Below are 20377 nucleotides of genomic sequence, written 5' to 3' on the forward strand. Positions count from 1 at the left end.
GTTCTTTTTTTGTCTAAATCTTCTTTATCCCTATTTATATGGAGAGGTACAACGACATCTAAGATTTCTGTCTCAATAAAGTGTAAATATTGAAAGTAAAGGTAAGCTACTAATCGTTCTAAACAAGCAATTACGCAGTAGTTGACTGTACTTGAGACAGCTGACGTTGTCTCAAATACTAGTCAACCTTGCAGGGGCAAGACTACAAAATCAAATAGATTTCTGTCTTGCTCCCAAAAAAGCTCGATGGCACAATGCCACCGAGCTTTCTACCTATTATTTCCGCTCATAGCTATATGAGCTATAACCTAATTAATACAAGCCGTTTTTCTCATTACTTGTATCAATAAAGATATTTTTAACTTGTTGATAGTTCTTAATCGCTTCTTTATAAGTCTCGCGACCGATACCTGATTTTTTATAACCGCCGAATGGTGCACCTGCAGGGACTTGGTTGTAAGTGTTGATCCATACACGGCCTGTACGCATTGCTTTAGCAACGTTTAACGCACGGTTGATATTTGTAGTAAAGATACCACCTGCTAAGCCATATTCAGAGTCGTTCGCAATCTTCACAGCTTCTTCTTCGTCTTCGAACTTAATCACTGTTAAGACTGGACCAAAGATTTCTTCTTGCGCTAACTTGTTATTGTTGTCATCTACTTCAATGATTGTTGGTTCAAAGAAGTAGCCTTTATCCATGCCATTGTCAGTGATACGTTTACCGCCTGTAATGATACGCGCATCGTCTGCTTCTTCAGCATATTTCACGTAAGACTCGATCTTCTCGATTTGTTCTTGACCTGTTTGACTACCCATGAGTACATCTTCGTCGAACGGGTCGCCAACTTTGATGCTTTCGAACGCGTCTTTCAAGCGATCCATCACTTTGTCATATACGTTAGATTGAAGTAGTAATCTTGATCCGGCACTGCAGACTTCACCTTGGTTGAGTAAAATACCAATTTGAATGCCTTCGATGGTTTGTTCAAGGTTCGCATCATCAAAGACGATGTTGGCACTTTTACCACCTAACTCAAGTGTAGCTGGCACAATGCGATCTGCACCGGCTTGCGCGACTTTGTAACCTACGTCGGTAGAACCAGTGAATGACAACTTGTGCACGCCTTCGTGATCGAAGATAGCTTGACCAGATTCAGAACCTTTACCAGTCACGACATTTACTACGCCTTTAGGTAGTACATCTTGGAAGATCTTCGCTAACTCAATAAGTGATAACGGTGTTGAAGATGATGGTTGAATCACGACTGTGTTACCTGCCGCTAATGCTGGACCAAGTTTCCAAGAAGCGAGTAATAATGGGAAGTTCCATGCCACTACGGCACCTACAACGCCAATTGGTTCGTGACGTACGATACTCATGTGGTCTTCGTTCAAGTCGTTCACTGTACCTTCGTCAGTTTGTAGAACGCTCGCGAAGTATTTAAAGTGTTGCGCAACGAATGGTAAGTCGAAACCGCTTGTTTCACGATAAGGTTTACCATTCTGTAAAGATTCAATTGTAGCGAAATGTTCCATCTTGTCTTCGATGCGGCGACTAATTTCGAGTAAATAGTTCGCTCTTTCGTCTTTAGAAGTCTTACTCCAAGAATCGAAAGCTTGTGTAGCCGCTTCGACTGCTTTATCTACATCTGACTTAGATGCTTTCGCAATCTTAGATAACACTTCACCGTTAGATGGGTTCGTCACCTCTAAAGTGTCACCTGATTCACTAGATTGAAATTCGTTATTGATAAATAAACCATATTGTTCATCTAAATAATCTTTCACATTTACAGCCATAATAGACCTCCTCTATCTCTATTTCGGACTTTGCGTGATGTGACATTATCTATATAAGTCGTTAATGCTTTTGGAATATCTATTATGGTATATTCCCTCTTTACGCTATTTTTAAAAGTAAGAAGCTTAAATTACTAATTTTCGGTGATTTTAATAGTGACTATGTAAATGGATTTGCCGTTGAAATCGTGATAGCTCAAACCTTGCTAAATCATTCCAAAAACCACTCCCCTTTCTCCTCCCCCTTTTACTTCAAACGCAAAAAAGAAGCCGACCGATGAAAGCCTTGCGCTTCCAAGTCGACTTCTTCTCGTTTAAGGAGCTAATTTAATTTATCATGGCAGAGTACAATTACTATTCACACTCTTCTACACCGTTTACTCAACCGTTTCTGGTTTCTCTACATCAAATGTTAAACCATCGTCTGTAAGGTCAACATTCACATGTGTACCTTCTGGAAGGTTCTCACGAATCATACGACGTGCTAATGGTGTTTCAATTTGACGTTGTACGAATCGTTTCAATGGACGTGCACCGAATTGTGGTTCGTATGCTTCTGAACCCAACCATTGTTTTGCTTTATCTGAAACATCGATACTTAGGCGTTGATCCATCAATCTGATGTTCAATTGAGCGATAATTTTATCAACGATGTGGCTCATATCTTCTTCAGATAATGGTTTGAATAAGACGATATCGTCCATACGGTTCAGAATTTCTGGTTTGAAGTAAGCGTTCAAGCTATCCATTACAGCTTTTTCAGTATCCTCTGTGATCACACCAGAATCTTTCACATTTTCTAGTAAAATTTGTGAACCAATGTTACTAGTCATAATGATAATCGTGTTCTTGAAGTCCACGCTACGACCTTGTGAGTCAGTTAATCGACCTTCATCGAGGATTTGTAGTAAGACGTTGAACACGTCTGTATGTGCTTTCTCGATTTCGTCGAGTAAGATAACTGAATAAGGGTTACGACGAACAGATTCAGTTAATTGACCCCCTTCGTCATGACCTACGTAGCCTGGAGGGGCACCGATGAGACGTGAAACGGAGTGTTTCTCCATGTACTCACTCATGTCGATACGAATCATGTGTTTTTCTGAATCGAATAATGTTGAAGCGAGTGATTTAGCTAATTCGGTCTTACCTACACCTGTTGGACCTAGGAATAGGAAGCTACCGATTGGTCGGTTAGGGTCTTTGATACCTGCACGTGCTCTGACAACAGCGTCAGAAACAAGGTCTACTGCTTTATCTTGACCTACGACACGTTCGTGAAGAATATCAGATAATCCTAATAATTTCTCACGTTCGCTTTCGACCAATTTAGACACAGGAATACCTGTCCAAGAGCTTACGATGTCACCAATTTCTTCGTCAGAAACAACTTCACGAATGATGCGATCAGTGTCGCCACTTTGTTCATCTTGGAAAGCGTCCTCCATTTCACGTAATTCTTTCTCTAATTGTGGAATACGTCCGTGCTGTAATTCAGCTGCTTTTTCAAGATTGTAGTTATTTTCAGCATCTTCAAGTTCTTTACGGCTTTCATCTAATTCTGCACGTTTTTCTTGAAGTTTGGTAATTTTTTCTTTTTCTTGTTCAACACGAGATTGAATTTCAGATTGTTTTTCTTTTTCATTTGAAAGCTCTTCTTGAAGTTCTTTCAAGCGTTGTTGACTGGCATTATCTGACTCGTTCTTCAAGGCACTTTCTTCAATTTCTAATTGCATCACACGACGGTTAACTTGATCTAACTCAGTAGGGTTAGAACCCATTTCTGTACGAATCGTCGCACATGCTTGGTCAACCAAGTCAATCGCTTTATCTGGTAAGAAACGATCAGTGATATAGCGGTCAGAAAGTTCTGCTGCAGCGACTAACGCACGGTCTTGAATACGCACACCGTGGTAGACTTCGTAACGTTCTTTCAGACCACGTAAGATAGAAATCGTATCTTCTACATCCGGTTCGCTAACTTGAACTTTTTGGAAACGACGTTCAAGTGCTGAGTCTTTCTCGATATTTTCACGATATTCGTTCAGCGTAGTCGCACCAATACAGTGCAATTCACCGCGTGCCAACATCGGTTTCAACATGTTGCCGGCATCCATGGAGCCTTCTGTCTTACCTGCACCAACGAGCATGTGAATTTCGTCGATGAATAGGATGATACGACCATCTGATTCTTTGACTTCTTTCAAAACAGCTTTCAAGCGTTCTTCAAACTCACCGCGATATTTCGCACCTGCAACGAGGGCACTTAAATCGAGCTCGAAGATCGTTTTATCTAAGAGTGATTCAGGCACGTCTTTCTTCACGATACGTTGCGCTAAACCTTCTACAATCGCAGTCTTACCTACCCCAGGTTCACCGATGAGGACTGGGTTGTTCTTCGTTTTTCTGCTGAGAATACGTATCGCATTACGTATTTCTTCGTCACGGCCGATGACTGGATCCATGTTACCTTGTCGTACTTCTTCAACTAAGTCACGACCATATTTCTCTAATGCTTCGTAGTTTACTTCAGGATTTTGTGTCGTCACATGATTTCCCCCTCTAACTTTCTTGATTATCTCTTCAATAACTTCTTTCTTATATTGTGTCGCTTGTTGCGTTGTACCATCAATATCCATCGCTGCTAGGAGGAGATGTTCCATTGAGATAAACTCATCTTCGTACTGCTTCATGTATTGTTCTGCTTTGTTGATGAGTTCGTTTGCTTTAGCACTAATATACTGTCCGTATTGGACGTTATCTCCTTGGACAGATGGATAACCTTGTAATTTCTTGTCATATTGTTGCGCGAGTGCATCTACATCGATGTCTGCGCGTTCTAGCACGCTTTTGAAGAGACTTTCGTCCGCTTCTACTGCTGCTTTTAAAATGGCTTCAATTTCAATATTTTGATTTTCATATTCTTGAGAAAGTCCAATTGCTTTTTGTAAGGCTTCTTGGACTTTGTAAGTCATTTGATTGATATCCAAATTATTCACCTCTGTACAGCCGCTTTCTATAGATAATTCAACGTAATTGAAAGCAGGCCTTAAGCTTCATTTTAGATAAAATTACTACTCGGTTTGATCAAAGAAGTTGTTTTGACTTTGACTTTCTTTGACCTTAACTATATTATACGACGCCTTTTACGAGAATTCAACCCTAAAGGTCAAAATTAGTTAAACTTTTTCAAACCCGTTTTAAAACGGATAGTGGCACTCATCATTCGAGCTCATTTTACTATAAACCTTTTACCTAAAATATAAAAATCAAAACATCAAACTGCATAAAAAAGAACTAACAACAGCTTGTGATTTATCAGCCATTGCTAGTTCTGGTTGGATTATCCAATACCTAGCGCAATCTTCGCATAGCGAGACATCATTTCTTTGTCCCAAGGTGGATCCCAAACAATATTAACCTCTGTATCTTGAATTTCTGGAATATCTGCTAATACGGTCTTCACTTGGTTAACGATCTGTGGTCCAAGCGGACAACCCATAGATGTTAGCGTCATTTCGACAGTACAGAGACCATCGTCATCGACATCAACTTTATATACTAAACCTAAGTTAACGATATCAATCCCTAACTCAGGGTCAATAACCATTTCTAACGCATTCAGTATACTGTCTTTCAATGCTTCATCCATTCGTCTCACCTCTCAGAATTTAATGATATACACAATATATCAAATATCTTACAAAACGCCAATAAAATGCTATGATGTTAGTGCAATATTGCGCGTACGAGTAATAGTTTCCGACTATGAATTGCGCAGTTGTAATCACTGATAAGGAGCAAGTAATAATGAAGACAACGAACCCCTATCTTATTTGTTTAGACCTAGATGGTACACTACTCAACGATGAAAAGGAAATTTCACCTTATACTAAGCAAGTATTGCTCACTTTGCAAGAACAAGGTCATCATTTAATGATTGCTACAGGTCGACCTTACCGCGCTTGCGATATTTACTATCATGAACTCAAGATGCATACGCCCATCGTTAATTTCAATGGCGCTTACGTTCACCACCCAGATGACACAGCATTTGAGATGATTCATGATGAGCTAGACTTAGATGTCGCGCATGAAATGATTCGTTCACTCAAAGAATACGACGTGTCCAATTTGGTCGCAGAGGTACGCGACCATGTGTATATCGACAATTACGACGAAACACTATTCGAAGGGTTCTCTATGGGTAACCCAAATATAGAAATCGGTAATTTACTCGAGAACTTAACCGAAGCACCGACTTCTCTATTAGTCGAAAGTCCTGAAGCGCAAATTCCTCAGATTAAAGATATGTTAAATCACTTCTACGCTGAGAATATTGAACATCGTCGTTGGGGTGCCCCATTCCCAGTTATCGAAATCGTGAGAAAGGGTATTAATAAAGCTGGCGGCATTGACTACGCACGTCAGTATATCGATATCGATCGCGATCACATCATCGCTTTCGGAGATGAAGATAACGATAGTGAAATGTTGAAGTATGCGACACATGGCGTAGCGATGGCTAATGGCTTAGATGAGATTAAAATGATTGCGAATGAAGCAACATATTCCAATAACGAAGATGGTATCGGTCGTTATTTAAATGACTTTTTCAATTTAAATATCCCTTATAATGCAGATAAATAAGAAAGGACATGACAAGTGATGCGTAAGATTGTAATCGTAGGTGCTGTAGCCGGCGGAGCGACAGTAGGAAGCCAAATTCGACGTTTAGACTCAGAGAGTGAAATTGTTATTTTTGAAAAGGACCGTGATATGAGTTTCGCCAATTGCGGTCTTCCTTATTATATTGGTGGCGTCGTTCAAGATAGAGATCAAATATTAGAAGCCACACCTGAGGCATTTTACGATAAAAAGAAAATTACAGTGAAGCCCTATCATGAAGTAACCGCAGTCAATACCGAAGCACAAACAGTCACGGTGTATAACCGTGAGTCTGACCGCACGTTTGAAGAAAGCTATGACACGTTGATACTGAGTCCGGGTTGTCGCGCTAACCGTCTAGATGTGGACAGTGACATGATCTTCACGCTACGCAATATGGAAGATACAGATGCGATTGACCAGTACATTCGTGAACATCAAGTACAGCGTGCGCTCGTGATCGGTGCTGGATATATCAGTTTAGAGATTCTGGAGAATTTGTATCATCGCGGTATCGATCCGACGTTAATCCATCGTTCTGAAGAAATTAATAAATTGATGGATCAAGATATGAATTCACCTATTATAGATGAATTAGAAAAACGTGGTATTTCCTATAGATTCAATGAAGAAATGACTAGTGTGGATGGCCATACTGTTACTTTCAAATCTGGTAAACAAGAAGATTATGATTTAATCATCGAGGGCGTAGGCGTGAAACCGAACTCTGAATTTCTTAAAGGTTCTGGGCTTCAACTCGATGATCAAGGTTACTTACCGGTGAATACACGTTTCGAAACCACTGTGCCAGATGTCTATGCTTTGGGTGACTTGATTACACAACGTTATCGTCACGTTGACCTACCTGCACATGTTCCTCTAGCTTGGGGTGCACATCGTGGCGCTAGTATTATTGCTGAACAACTTGCTGGCGATAGTAACGTAGTGTTTCCTGGCTTTTTAGGTGCCAATATCGTGAAATTCTTCGATTATACGTTCGCGAGTGTGGGTGTGAAACCGCAAGAGCTCAAACACTTTGATTACACGATGGTTGAAACAAAACAGAGTCAGCACGCAGGTTATTTCCCAGGAAATGAGCGCTTACATCTTCGTGTATATTTTGAGAACGACTCACGCAAGATCATTCGAGCTGCTGCAGTGGGCAAAGACGGTGCAGATAAAAGGATCGATGTCTTATCAATGGCTATGCAGAATCAACTCACTATAGATGAACTTACTGACTTTGAAGTGGCTTATGCGCCGCCATATAGCAGTCCTAAAGATGCGATAAATATGATCGGATATAAAGCAAGAAATAAGTGAGCAAAACAGAACGCTGAATAATTTCTTTGTCTTGCTCACGCCTCGCTGCCTCACATTCGAGATAGCGCTAATTTTTTCAAGTAACACAGCTACTGTAAAAACACGATGTCGTAAAGAGGATGACGTCGTGTTTTTATTATTCTATGTAGTTATTTTAAAATTGTTTTCACGCTCGTATTTCGTTATCTGTTGAAGGCTTCGTTTAAATTTAGTCCAAAGCTTCTCGATTTAAATGTCCTTTTAAAGTATGGTCTGAATATTCTTTTCTGAAATAACCTCGTTCTTGAAGAATAGGGATAACTAAATCGACGAACTTTTCAAACGATTCAGGATAGGTTGGTGGCATAAGCATAAAGCCGTCACAACCCTCTGTTTCAGACCAGTCAATCATTTCTTGAGCGACCTGCTCAGGTGTTCCAACAATTGTCTTGTGGCCTACCCACGTACCGAAACGATCTAGTAACTGCCTTAATGTTAATTCTTCTTCCTCACATGCCCTTTTAATCGCCTCATATAATGAACGTGTCACTTTACGAGTTAACTTCGAATAATCCGGAAGTTGAGGTACACGCGCATCTAAATCCCAATCGCTTATATCCCTTCCTAGCGCTTTACTCAATTGCATTTTACGCTTAGCTAAAGGTATAAAATCATCAAGTTGTGTTTTCAATTGTGCTGCCTGTTCGTAAGTTTCATCCACATAAACCGTTAAACCAGGAAGAACGAGCGGTGGACGACGATGTTCCAACTCTGCTCGATGATGAATATCTGCTCTGAAATCTTGTGCATCCTGTCGATTCCAGGCGATAGAGAAGATTGCTTCTACATGTTTGGCCGCTAAAGCACGTCCTGGAAGAGAGGTTCCTGCTTGAAATAATAAAGGTCTATCGTAGGTGCTCGTAGGGATATTGATTGCACCATCAACTTTAAAGGAGTCACCTTGATGTTGAATCGGACGTATGTAGTGATTATCGAGCCCCTCGCCCTTTTCCCTATCATTGATAATTGCCTCAGTTGTAAAGGAATTCCAAAGTTTCTTCATCACTGTAATAAATTCGTCAGCCCTCGCATAGCGTTGTTCAAGAGGAGGTAAATGGTTCATTGAAAAGTTATGCGCTTCCGCATCAAATTGAGAAGTCACAATATTAGCACCAATTCTTCCGTGAGAAAGTTGTTGTAAACTTGATAACATGCGTGTTGCAAGATAAGGTTCGTAAAAGGTTGAAGAAATGGTTGATATCAAGCCGATGTATTGCGTTTCTCACGATAGTGCTGCTAAAGCAGTTAAGGGTTCAAAGTAATAAGAAATATGTCCTGTTTCTTCTCCAGAAATGTATTGACCGTCACCTAAAAAGAAAGCATCTAATTTACCTTTTTCAGCTAACTGAGCAATTTTAACTTGAAAATCAATATCTCCCACTTCGTCGATATGAGAATGAGGTAAGCGCCAAGATGCTGGATGTAAACCTGTACTATAATAGAGCACCGTTAAATGCATTTCTGACATGCGATTGACTCCTTTCACAATAGTTTGATATTTAACATGAGTATAGCAAACTATTTTACTAAAATTAATATATGAAAGGTGAACTTTTAAAAAGGGCATCAATAACAAGACACGGATTACTTTTATCCTATGAAGTTCTTTCATCACATAAAAAAACCGACACTCATCGATAAGTTAATCATCGACAAGCATCGGCAAGATACGCACTTATACTTAATGAATGCCAAAGAGTGAAGAAATTGGGCCCCATGGTAGGATTACACCAAGAATCATTGTGATAATGATCATGATAATCGTCCACCATAGCAGACCGTGGCTCGCTTCACCTTTCTTACGTTTAGCAATTGTCACTTCCATTAAAGCTACAACGACGATACCACAAAGCATCTTGATTGTAAGTAACAAGTGACCGCCACCATCATCGGCTGTCATTTCTTGCATTAATGACCAGAAACCAGAGATGAGGACTAATACCATAAAGATACGTAATAGAATATGTGCTATCTTGAAGAATGGCGTCGCACCTTCTCTAGCCGAAAAGTTGAAGTATGCCGCAAAGAATAAAATAATTGCGAGCACCCAACTTGTAATATGAATGTGTAACACGAATATACCCCCACACTAATCTAATATTTACCATGTGCTATTATAATAGATACCCTATTATAATGCGAATTAAAGATGCTACGAACACGAAATAAAAAAGCGAGTCACCCGTAAGCAACCCGCTCATCATTAATCGTATCTTATTATTCTTCACTATCCGCAATGAAGTTCGTTAAAGTTCCGATATTATCGATAGTAATCTTCACTTCATCGCCAGGTTGTAAGAATTGTGGTGGTTCCATACCTGCACCTACACCTGCTGGCGTACCTGTCGCAATAATATCCCCTGGATGTAATGCCACGTATTTAGAAATTTCTTCAATTAATTCATCAATATTTAAGATCATTTGGCTCGTATTACCGTCTTGACGAATATCGTTATTCACTTTAGTTACGATATTGACATTATCAGGCTCTGGTAATTCATCTTTCGTCACGATGTAAGGACCCATTGGGCATCCACCTGTTAAACTCTTAGAAAGGAAAGCTTGATCGTGAGCTTTCTGCGCTTTACGGTCAGTAATATCGTTAATAATTGTATATCCATATACGTAGTCTAAAGCCAAGCCTTTAGGAATCTTCTCACCGGCCTTACCTATAACAACGCCAAGCTCGCCTTCATAGTCAAGCTGATCTGTAATATCTTTATGATTTGGAATCGTTGTATTATCACCTGTGAGTGATGACGCCGCTTTAGTGAAGACGTACAGACGTTGCACTTCATGATTCAACTCGTCTGCATGTTCTTGATAGTTACGACCAAACGCAATCACATTGTTGGTTGGAGTGACTGGTGGTAGAAACTCAATATCGTTAAATTGAACTTTGTATGCTTCACCATTTCCACTTTCCTCAGCAGCGACTACAGCTTTACGTACTGTTTCTTGAAAATCTACTAATTGATTATGTTGTAAGCCTTGTAATAAAGTCTTAGGGTGAAAGTCCGATTCTTGAGCGAAATCAGCGAAGACTTTCTTTAAATCCCACGCCGCTTCTTCACGCTTTACTTTCACTCCGTAAGATGTTTCTCCTTCGTATCTGAATGATAGGAATTTCATTCATCATCAGCTCCTCACCTTAATCTTAATCACATTATAACTAAATGTTGTGAGAAATCACAAATATCTGAGTATCATAATTTTCAAAATTTTATTGTTCACAAGTCAAGTTTGCGACATGGATTAATTAACCTTTTAAATGTGAAAAAAGCACGCATTACCCTTAAATGATCACGGTAATGGCGTGCTTGAAGTCATTTACATGATAGACCGATTTTTTATCATTTTACCAAAATGACCTTAACCCTCACTATCTTCAATGGACAGTGTCTTGAATTTAAAGAAGTAAAGATAGCCTTTCACTTCAGTGTCTAGAATCGTTTCTAACGTATCTTTATAATACTGCATTTGCACACGGTAACGCTCACGTAGCTGTTGACCTATTTCTTCATCTGTCATTCCTTTACGGCGGTTAAAGGCATCGGTCTTGTAATCGAGGAAGTAATAACAACCGTCCTTGAGGTAAATCAGGTCAATCATACCTTGAATAATAGACACATCTTCTTCATCTGTGTCGATATGATCCACACTGGCTTGGTTCACTACAAACGGCAATTCTCGATATACTTTCTCACTATGTGCGATATCTTGGTAAATATCACTCTGAATAAACTTCATAATATCTTCGTAACTGATATCCCGTTTTGCATCGTCTTCGATAATATTTTTATCAATCAACGTATCGATATAGGCATCGAGTTGATCCTTAGTCAAACCTTCAGGACGGAAAGGTAAATGTTGCATGACGGTATGCATCAATGTCCCTTTCTCATTGGCTTTACGACGTTTTTGTTCATGCATAAAAGCCGGTCTCTCGTACGAAGCATAACCAATTTGATACTGTCTCACACGGTCATAGTTGGTATCTGCTTGTTCTGTCTCTAATTGACGCTTCAACTCTGACACCGATTGCTTGGAAGGTTTCTCAATATCTGCTTGGTATGGATAATGATAGCTTAATTGGCGATGAATTTGTGACTTCAACTCATCATCTCCACTATTAAGTGCTTCGATGTCTTCAACTGTGCGTTGTTCTGTATTATGAATTTCACTTTCTGTAGCGATATCAGCATAATACGTCGTATTCACTGTTACATAAGGATGCATCGCGTCAGGCAAATCATCAATATGGTCCTCGAAACGTAAATTTCTAGGCAGTTCAGGTGATTGATGTTTAGACAATATAGGATAAATCAACTGAATCGGTGATTGTGCAGTCAAACGATCACTAACAGGTAAGTGCGTACCTGATACCGTTTGTTTCGCCATGTTATCCAATTCTTTATCCTCTTTAACGCGTCCAATGAGGAAAAGCTGTTCTTTCGCACGTGTTAAAGCTACATAGATTAACCGCATCTCTTCAGAAACCATTTCTTTCTCAGCAATCGCACGATAAGTTAATGAAGCGAGAGAAGGATAAGCGATATAATCCTCCATATCGAAATATTTCATACCTAAACCGTATTCTTGGTTAAGAATCACAGCTTTATTTAAATCATTGCGTTGGAATCGACCGCTAAGATTACCATAAATCACAAATGGAAACTCGAGACCTTTACTGCTGTGAATCGTCATCATACGTACGACATCATCGTTAGGCCCAACGACTTGTTCCTCACCGAAATCTTTTCCACGTTCAATCAATTCATCGATAAAACGGATAAATTGATACAAACCTCTAAAGCTAGAATTCTCGAACTCTATCGCTTTGTTGAATAGCCCATGGAGATTGGCGCGGCGTCCGTTACCGCCAACTAAACCACTAAAGTACTGTATAACGTAGTGATCATTGTAGAATTTATCGATGAGCTGATACACCGGATGCGATTGACTATAATTCTGATAATGTGCGATATCCGCAAGGAAACGCTTCAATTTATCTACGAGCACTGGGTCAGCTTCCTCAGACTGTTGATATTGTTTGATAGATTGATAAAAGTAATCATCATTCGGGCTTACGACACGTATTTGAGACAACTCATCTTCTGTAAATTGATAAATCACAGAACGCATTAAGCCGACGAGATAAATGTCTTGAAGCGGATTATCCACTGTTCTCAAGAAAGAGAGTATGAGTTGAACTTCCGTTTGCGCAAAGTACCCTTGCTTACTGTTTACAAAGAACGGAATATCATGGTCTTTAAACACTTGTTGTAACGTGTTCGCCTGTCCATAACTACGCTCCAGAATAACGATGTCTTTATATTCAGGTTTACGATAAGTTCCCGTCTTCATGTCATAAACTTCTTTATGTTCCATGATATATTCCACTTGTTGCGCAATATACTCTGCTTCCTGTTCACTCGCCGTGAGCTCAGAATCCTCATCTTTCACGAGCATGTTTAACTGTAGTGGATGCTCACGCTCGTCAAATGGCGCGCCGTAGTAAAGTTGCGCGGCATCATCATATTCTATTTCACCGACCGCTTCATCCATCATATGTTTAAACAGATAGTTCGTCGTCGAGAGGACTTCTTTACGAGAACGGAAGTTTTGAGACAGGTCAATACGTAATCCTGTCCCATCACCTTCCGTGGTAAAACGATTGTATTTATCGATGAATAATCCAGGATCTGCCTGTCTAAATTTGTAAATAGATTGCTTTACGTCCCCTACCATGAATAAGTTACCATCTGCTTCGTCGCCTTGTTTGATACTTTGTAGTATCGTCTCTTGCACACGGTTCGTATCTTGGTACTCATCCACGAGTATTTCCGCAAATTGATCACGATAAGTTTCTGCCACTGCTGAAGGGCGACCGTCTGCTTTCGTCAGAATTTGTAAGGCAAAGTGTTCATAATCTGAGAAATCAAGAATGTTACGTTCACGTTTTTTCTTGTTAAAACGCTTAATGACATCTTCAGCGACTTGTGCTAAATAACGGACACGAGGCGCTAAGCGTTGCATATCTTCAGTCAAATCTTCAACTGAGCGAGAAAGATATTCTTCTTTTACTTTTGTCAGTTGCTTTTTATATGCATCATATTGTGCTTTGCCGTCCGTCAACATTTCTTCCATACCGTCGTTCGCTTCTTTAATTTTTTTAGTAAGCGTTGGAAAGCGTTTAGGCAATTCATGTTCAGTAATAACATCAGGATGCACTTGACCGCCTTCTAATGCTTTATCGAGGAATTTAAGCTCTGCTTCCACCGTTTCAATTTGTTTCTCAGTATCAACCGCCATTGAAAAAAGTTCATGACTTTTCTCTAAAGCTTCTTTACCAGCCTGTAAGAACACTTTTACGAACGTCTTCATCGTCTCAAGCATGGATTCAATACGTTGGTCATCTTGGTAAGCCTCATCGAGTTGTTGTAACCAAGCATATGGCGTAGGATTAGCCACACTAAAGAAGTACAACTGTTTCACGATTTGGCGTAACTGGTCATCGCTACGGTCAGAGGCAAGATGTTCAGCGAGCTCGATAAATGCTGGATCTAACTTCTCATAATGTTGTTCTAAGACCTCATCTATCGTCTGTTCGAGTAATAGGATATTCTCTGCCTCACTGCTCGTTCTGAAGTTCGGGTCGATATCCAACACATCATAGTGTTGCTGAATGAGTTTCAAACAGAAACTGTGTAACGTTGAAATTTGCGCTTGATGAATCTTCACACGTTGTGCTTTCAAATGAGCGTTAGAAGGGTCGGCGATCGATGCTTCTTGAATACGCGCTTCAACACGTTGTTTCATCTCTCTCGCACTCGCATTAGTAAAAGTCACGACGAGAAGACGATCGACATCGATGCCGTCACGTAATATACGTTGGATAATACGTTCAACGAGCACCGCAGTCTTCCCTGAACCTGCTGCTGCAGCGACAAGAATATCTTGATCCTTGGCATAAATACTCTTCCATTGTTGATCGGTCCATTGAACATCATGGGGTTTGTCAGGAATTACACTTCTCATTGATCTTCACCTTCTAACTTCTCATCTTGAATCGCTTGAAGTGGATCAATCGTTTCATCCACACTGCGATAATGTTTACTATCGATTAAACTATCGACGTGACACACTGCACGATAATTACAGAATTCACATGGTAATTTGTCGTCGTAACGAAGCGGTGCCACTTCCGTATGACCATCCATAATATCAGAAGCAATATCGATAAAGTTCTGACGATTATGCTTCAAGAATTTATAAATTGTCTCTTCATTTGCGACTTTACTAGAATAATGTAACGCGCCGTCTTTTTTCGCTCTCAAAGGCACGATATCTGATTTGAATTGAGGTTCGAAACGTGTGTCAAAGGCATCGAGCACCTCTTCGTCATCATTAAGTAAGCCATTCAAACGGTAAGCACCTAGAAATTCTTGCCCAAAGTCCTTTTGTAACAACTCATTTAGCTGATATGACGGACGTGGTTGATGCACATGGAAATACAGCAGCCCACCTGGTTTCGTCATCTCTGTGAGTCCTAAGCGCATCTTGTTCTGAAGCACAACATCCATATACGTCATCATTTGCATTTGTAGACCGTAATACACTTTCGTTAAGTCTAACGTACCACTTGTCTTTGAAGATTTATAATCGACGACATTGACATAACTTTTATCCTCTTTTTGATACGTATCAATGCGGTCAATTTGGCCACGGATATTGATGGGAATACCTTGTCGCGTTTGTAGCGGTGTTGCCTCAAGTTCATTGTTATTACGCGGCTTACGTCTGAATCCTGCTTCAAAGCGTTGTGGCACAAACTTGGAGTGCTCACCTTGATATTTCAACGCTTTCAACGTACTTTCGACAATCGTGCCAATTCGTTGTGACAGATAACGATAGTAGGCTGTTGAGTTTAACACGTTGAATTGCACTTCTGGCAGAATTTCATTCAGTGCCTCTACAGTTAATTGGTGAATCTGATTAGGTTGTAAGTTGGTAAAATCACCATTCAAGCGTTCTGAAATATAACGCAATACTTGGTGGAAGATATCTCCTAAATCAAAGTTCTCCAATTTATACTTCGTACGTTCGTTTAAACGCAATCCATGAGAGGCATAGTGTTTAAATGGACAATTCTGATAACCTTCAAAGCGAGACACACTGGCATTTATTGTCTTACCATAAAGCTTTTTAGAAAGCTGATTGGATAACTGCACTGTCTCGTTATTGTAAGTTAAAGCTGACAGTAAGTAATTGAGTCCGTCATTAAGCTCAGAATCATCTCTCAACACTTGATACGTATCCAGCCATGTGTCCGCGACAATTTCTTCGTTGAGCCATGCTTGTAGAGATTCGAATAAAGCCGTCTTCGTTTGATGCGGATGCTGAATCAACGCAAGTGGCTCACGGTGGTGGTAATGATGGATATTTGTTGTCGGTAGTTGATTGAACAATGCTTGAATTTGTGCAAGATAGGGACTCGGTTCTTTCTCTTCCCCGCTATTGCCCATCAAACTGTACGACATCGTGAGTTGTTGGCGTGCACGCGTCATTGCGATATAGCAGACAAATGCTTCATCCATTTGTAAAATGTCTGATGTAGGGCTGAGTTCGATATCTGCATTTTCTTCAAAAAGCCGTTTCTCATCATCTGTAATGAGACTCGATGAATTTACAGATTGAGGTAAGCTACCATCATTGACGCCGATTAAATAGACATGTGCTTTGTTGTCTACTTTCGCTAAATCCATCGTACCGATGCTAACTTGATCTAATGTCTGAGGAATCATGACAAACTCAAGTTGATCTAAGCCGATATCTAAGAGTTCAAGGAAACGTTTCACTGTCATCGAGGACGTATCAAATACACGCACCAAGTCATCAAGCGTTTGGATAAAACCTTGCCAAATCTGGTCAATTTCTTCCGCTTTCTGCGTTTCTCCGTCAACTTCAAATTCATCACGCTCTGTCATGAGTTGATTCGGCAAACCAAAGTCTTCAATCGTTTCATAGAAAGCCGTCGCGTATTCTACAGCTGTCGTCGCTGCTTTCAAGTTACGTTCAAGCTGCAACACGTGATCCATGACATAGGATTTGAGTTGGACTACCTTTTCAAACGTTTCACGATCTTCTTCAGTTAATTTGTGATGTTTTAGACCCATTTTACTAAACTGCTCAATAGTAAAATAACGGTCATCAATCCAACGTTGACCATAAATGCCGCGCTCGAGAACGAAATTCTCTAGTAAATCAATGAGATAGTGGTCGTCTTTCGTATTTCGCGTAAGTACACCTGTCTTAAATAAGCGCATAAGTGGCTCAAAGTTCCAGTTCGTCTGCACGACTTCGATGAGCGAGCGGAACATTTCCATCACGGGATGATGTGTCATCGAACGTTTCACATCGATATGGTACGGAATATCATATTGCGGAAGAATCGACTCCAAGAGGTAGGCATAACTCTCGTCACGGTAGAGAATCGCCACATCTTGATAACGACGTCCATGCTCACGATTATCTTTAATAATTTGTCGCGCGACCTCGTTCACCTCTTCGCGCATAGAAGACGATTCAAGAATACGAATATTGCCTTGCGCATTCATTGTTGAGGGTTGTAAGGCGTCAAATTGGTGCTCAAGATGACTTAAATCTTGAGTGAGAAAGCGCTGTTGTTGATTGAACTGACGCTTATGTAGTGTCGTGCCTAAATCGTGCGCAATGTCTTCAAGATGCGTTAACACCTCTGAAGGCTTTCTGAACAGACTAAACGTGTCTTTGTCGCCATCCGTCGTCAGCAAGACACTCACGCATTTACAGTTCTGAGCTAGTCCACGGATGATTTGATACTCCAATGTAGAGAAGTTGTGGAAACCATCTATGTAAATCTCAGCACGTGACAACCAATCTGATTGTGGCATCATTTCGATAAAGCGTTGTAATGTATCTTCAGCAGAAACATAATTACCTTGAATACGGTCTTCTAGACGCTGATAAATATGCGCAATATCGTGTAATTTATGTTTCATGCGCGTTTGCATAGGATGCGTGGCAATGAGTTCAGTTATTTGTTCTGGACTTACTGCATATTTTTTAAAATCTTGAATTTGTTCGTAGAGCTTTTCACTAAAACCATAATAGTCAATTTGAGAACCGTAGAGTTGAAGTTCAGATTTCTCCTGATGCAAAATATCATAAATCATCATTTCTGTAGCTGCTTTAGATAATTGTTCTTCGTTCAGTCCTCCTACTTCTTGGAACACGCGATGACTCAGACGCTCAAAGTGAAGTACCTCTGTACGCAGACTTCCTCGAAGATCTGGGTCATTCACAAAAGCTTGTTCAAGCTGAAACGTATTCTGCGTAGGCGCAATGAGAATAATAGGGTCTCCCAATGGATTCTCACGCATCTTCTCTTTAATTTCTTCGAGCATCGCATAAGATTTACCTGTGCCCGCTTTGCCGTATAACACATCCAAAAACATAAAAAACACTCCTTCAAAAGATAGTTTAACACGCATAGGACCAGCGTAGAAAAATTTTTCTCTATGTATCAGTATGGGACATTGAATTCAATATAGGTGGTTGGAATTGAAGTCTTAGATAAAAAAGATTGAGATAAAAAAATATGTGAAGAATTAGATGATTACATACGTTTCTAATATGTATAAAAGGAAGAACGTGTAAACATTTTAAGTACATCTCTAAATAATTAAACATATACGAAGACACGATAAAAAATAGTCCTTGAGTTAGGTAAAGAAAAGATAGTAAGCGTCGCAGTAGATGTCTGATTTCGTAATTGCTCTCGCTGTTACGAACCCTAGTCATCCTTGCGGCTGAAACACGACGAAATCAAAGATTTCTGTGCTATTTTAGTTCTTTATTCTATATCAATAATTGTATGACCTTAATATCTGTTCTTATCTTTATTATTTGCGCAGTAGATGTCTGAGTTCGTAATTGCTCTCGCTGTTACGAACTCTAGTCATCCTTGCGGGTGAAGCACGACGAAATCAAAGATTTCTGTGCTATTTTAGTTCTTTATTCTATATCAATAATTGTATGACCTTAATATCTGTTCTTATCTTTATTATTTGCGCAGTAGATGTCTGAGTTCGAAATCGCTTTCGCTGTTTCGAACTCTAGTCATCCTTGCGGCTGAAACACTACGAAATCAGAGATTTCTGTGTTTCTAGCAAAACTACTCCATAATTTAAATTATGGAGTAGTTGCTCAATTATTCATATTTTGTATCTGGATTGAAATTCGCTTTCCATTGACTAAATGGCCAATACCGTAGCGCGACTTTACCCACTACTTTATCTTTGTCGATTAAACCGAATGAACGGCTATCTTTACTTACTTCACGGTTATCCCCGAGTACAAGAAGCTTGCCTTTAGGAATTTCGGCCTTACCGTTGTTGATTTTTTTCGTACTCCAATCTTCGGAAGTAATATAATCTAGGTGTTTATGTTTTTCATTATAATCTAAGTAAGGTTCTTTTACCTTTTTACCATTAACATAAAGTTGGTCTTTCTTATATTCCACTTTATCGCCAGGTGTACCAATAATACGTTTCACGTAGTCATCTTTCTCTTGAGAATGGAAGACGATAACATTTCCTTTCTCTAGATGGCCCATTTTAACACCTGCGATATTAACGATAACGCGCTCTCCATCCTTTAAAGTAGGATACATGGAATCACCACGTACCGTATAGGATTTCCCGACAAATTTAGTAATTACAACGATGAGGATAACTGCAATCGCTATCGCTATAATCCACTCTTTAATTTCTTTCTTCACGTTCTACACCTCAATCTCCTTTAAATTGCCAAGTCATGCGTTGCAACGGATAGTATCTGAAACTCACATGACCGATAATATCTGAATGTTGTATATAACCGTATGTTCTAGAGTCTCTGTGGTCTTTACGCTGATCATTCAATACGAAGTAGGCATCTGGCGGCACGATATCGCCTTCAGACCCTTTCACATGTCGCAATTCTAAATGTTTAATCTGCCCTTGTGTTGCATAGGGTTCATCCACTTGTCGATCGTTGCGATATAACTGCCCTTTCTTAAACTCAATCGTCTCACCAGGTTGCCCGATAATCCGACTTATATGTAACTGTCCATGTTGCCGATACAGTATCACATCGCCACCGTGCAGTCGATTAAACATCGTATTTACTTTATTAATAATCACGCGATCATCTGGAGACAACGTCGGTTGCATTGCTTTATCTTGCGCCACGTAGCCTCTGATGAGAAATGTCTGAATCAACAGTACAATAATAATTGCTATGACGAGAGAAATCAAATGTTTTAGTATTCTAGGCATTGCATAACCCCTTAAGTAGAACGTTGAAATTCCCGTTCTACTACAATAAATTCTCCTCTATTATAAAATGCGAGCCATATAATGAAAAATATTACATCTGAATCTCAGATAAATCAGTCGCGAGATGTAGAAAAATGAAATGAGTTGAGCGTTCGCGGTAGCTGACTGAATTCGAGAAGGCA

General features: G+C 39.8%; 13 protein-coding genes. 2 read left to right on the forward strand and 11 right to left on the reverse strand.

All coding sequences use genetic code 11. The annotated features are described in order from the left end of the window. Window positions 1–312 precede the first annotated feature (312 nt). The 3 genes from HMPREF2802_RS05455 to HMPREF2802_RS05465 all read right to left on the reverse strand — a co-directional run bounded on the left by HMPREF2802_RS05455 (window position 313) and on the right by HMPREF2802_RS05465 (window position 5455). A complete protein-coding gene (locus tag HMPREF2802_RS05455; protein WP_070503023.1) occupies window positions 313–1803 on the reverse strand; it encodes an aldehyde dehydrogenase family protein in 1491 nt (496 codons plus the stop codon). A 377-nt stretch (window positions 1804–2180) separates the two neighbouring features. Next, window positions 2181–4793: an ATP-dependent chaperone ClpB gene (gene clpB / locus HMPREF2802_RS05460; protein ID WP_070503024.1), complete on the reverse strand. Its 2613-nt coding sequence runs from the start codon at window positions 4791–4793 to the stop codon at window positions 2181–2183. 353 nt (window positions 4794–5146) lie between these two features. After that, on the reverse strand, window positions 5147–5455 hold the full coding sequence (locus HMPREF2802_RS05465) for a metal-sulfur cluster assembly factor (protein WP_002472252.1): 309 nt from the start codon (window positions 5453–5455) through the stop codon (window positions 5147–5149). A 158-nt stretch (window positions 5456–5613) separates the two neighbouring features. Between HMPREF2802_RS05465 and HMPREF2802_RS05470 the strand changes: the two genes are divergently transcribed. Beyond that, window positions 5614–6453 (forward strand): Cof-type HAD-IIB family hydrolase, encoded by an 840-nt coding sequence (locus tag HMPREF2802_RS05470; RefSeq protein ID WP_070503025.1) that lies wholly within the window; start codon window positions 5614–5616, stop codon window positions 6451–6453. Between the two features lie 18 nt (window positions 6454–6471). Next, window positions 6472–7794, forward strand: coding sequence for a CoA-disulfide reductase (locus HMPREF2802_RS05475; protein WP_070503026.1), 1323 nt, complete (start codon window positions 6472–6474; stop codon window positions 7792–7794). A 208-nt stretch (window positions 7795–8002) separates the two neighbouring features. Here the strand turns inward: HMPREF2802_RS05475 and HMPREF2802_RS05480 are convergent, their stop codons facing one another. The 8 genes from HMPREF2802_RS05480 to lepB (HMPREF2802_RS05510) all read right to left on the reverse strand — a co-directional run bounded on the left by HMPREF2802_RS05480 (window position 8003) and on the right by lepB (HMPREF2802_RS05510) (window position 20195). Then, the gene (locus HMPREF2802_RS05480) at window positions 8003–9043 is read right to left on the reverse strand and encodes an NtaA/DmoA family FMN-dependent monooxygenase (protein ID WP_256277930.1); all 1041 of its coding nucleotides are present in this window, start codon (window positions 9041–9043) and stop codon (window positions 8003–8005) included. A gap of 12 nt (window positions 9044–9055) precedes the next feature. Beyond that, window positions 9056–9301, reverse strand: a complete 246-nt coding sequence (locus HMPREF2802_RS12315) for an LLM class oxidoreductase (RefSeq protein WP_242249938.1) — start codon at window positions 9299–9301, stop codon at window positions 9056–9058. Window positions 9302–9514: 213 nt separating this feature from the next. Further along, complete coding sequence (locus HMPREF2802_RS05485) at window positions 9515–9907, reverse strand: YisL family protein (RefSeq protein ID WP_002472215.1); 393 nt, start codon at window positions 9905–9907, stop codon at window positions 9515–9517. Between the two features lie 143 nt (window positions 9908–10050). Further along, window positions 10051–10965: a fumarylacetoacetate hydrolase family protein gene (locus HMPREF2802_RS05490; protein ID WP_070503027.1), complete on the reverse strand. Its 915-nt coding sequence runs from the start codon at window positions 10963–10965 to the stop codon at window positions 10051–10053. A gap of 240 nt (window positions 10966–11205) precedes the next feature. Next, entirely contained in the window at window positions 11206–14874 is a 3669-nt protein-coding gene (gene addA / locus HMPREF2802_RS05495) for a helicase-exonuclease AddAB subunit AddA (RefSeq protein WP_070503028.1), read from the reverse strand. Further along, on the reverse strand, window positions 14871–18332 hold the full coding sequence (gene addB, locus HMPREF2802_RS05500) for a helicase-exonuclease AddAB subunit AddB (protein WP_070503029.1): 3462 nt from the start codon (window positions 18330–18332) through the stop codon (window positions 14871–14873). The genes addA and addB overlap by 4 nt, the downstream gene beginning before the upstream one ends. A gap of 755 nt (window positions 18333–19087) precedes the next feature. Next, the gene (gene lepB / locus HMPREF2802_RS05505; RefSeq protein WP_002472196.1) at window positions 19088–19657 is read right to left on the reverse strand and encodes a signal peptidase I; all 570 of its coding nucleotides are present in this window, start codon (window positions 19655–19657) and stop codon (window positions 19088–19090) included. 10 nt (window positions 19658–19667) lie between these two features. Beyond that, window positions 19668–20195 carry a signal peptidase I gene (gene lepB, locus HMPREF2802_RS05510; RefSeq protein WP_070503030.1) on the reverse strand — a complete coding sequence of 176 codons (528 nt, stop codon included), beginning with the start codon at window positions 20193–20195 and terminating at the stop codon, window positions 19668–19670. Window positions 20196–20377 lie beyond the last annotated feature (182 nt).

The organism is Staphylococcus sp. HMSC071G07, assembly GCF_001811435.1.
In the GTDB taxonomy this organism is placed as follows: domain Bacteria; phylum Bacillota; class Bacilli; order Staphylococcales; family Staphylococcaceae; genus Staphylococcus; species Staphylococcus pettenkoferi.

Excerpts from the sequence above, each read along its gene's own strand:
- HMPREF2802_RS05455 (WP_070503023.1), bottom strand. The coding sequence starts at position 1,803 with ATGGCTGTAAATGTGAAAGATTATTTAGATGAACAATATGGTTTATTT.
- addB (WP_070503029.1), bottom strand. The coding sequence starts at position 18,332 with ATGTTTTTGGATGTGTTATACGGCAAAGCGGGCACAGGTAAATCTTAT.
- HMPREF2802_RS05465 (WP_002472252.1), bottom strand. The coding sequence starts at position 5,455 with ATGGATGAAGCATTGAAAGACAGTATACTGAATGCGTTAGAAATGGTT.
- HMPREF2802_RS12315 (WP_242249938.1), bottom strand. The coding sequence starts at position 9,301 with ATGTCAGAAATGCATTTAACGGTGCTCTATTATAGTACAGGTTTACAT.
- addA (WP_070503028.1), bottom strand. The coding sequence starts at position 14,874 with ATGAGAAGTGTAATTCCTGACAAACCCCATGATGTTCAATGGACCGAT.
- lepB (WP_070503030.1), bottom strand. The coding sequence starts at position 20,195 with ATGCCTAGAATACTAAAACATTTGATTTCTCTCGTCATAGCAATTATT.
- HMPREF2802_RS05490 (WP_070503027.1), bottom strand. The coding sequence starts at position 10,965 with ATGAAATTCCTATCATTCAGATACGAAGGAGAAACATCTTACGGAGTG.
- HMPREF2802_RS05475 (WP_070503026.1), top strand. The coding sequence starts at position 6,472 with ATGCGTAAGATTGTAATCGTAGGTGCTGTAGCCGGCGGAGCGACAGTA.
- HMPREF2802_RS05470 (WP_070503025.1), top strand. The coding sequence starts at position 5,614 with ATGAAGACAACGAACCCCTATCTTATTTGTTTAGACCTAGATGGTACA.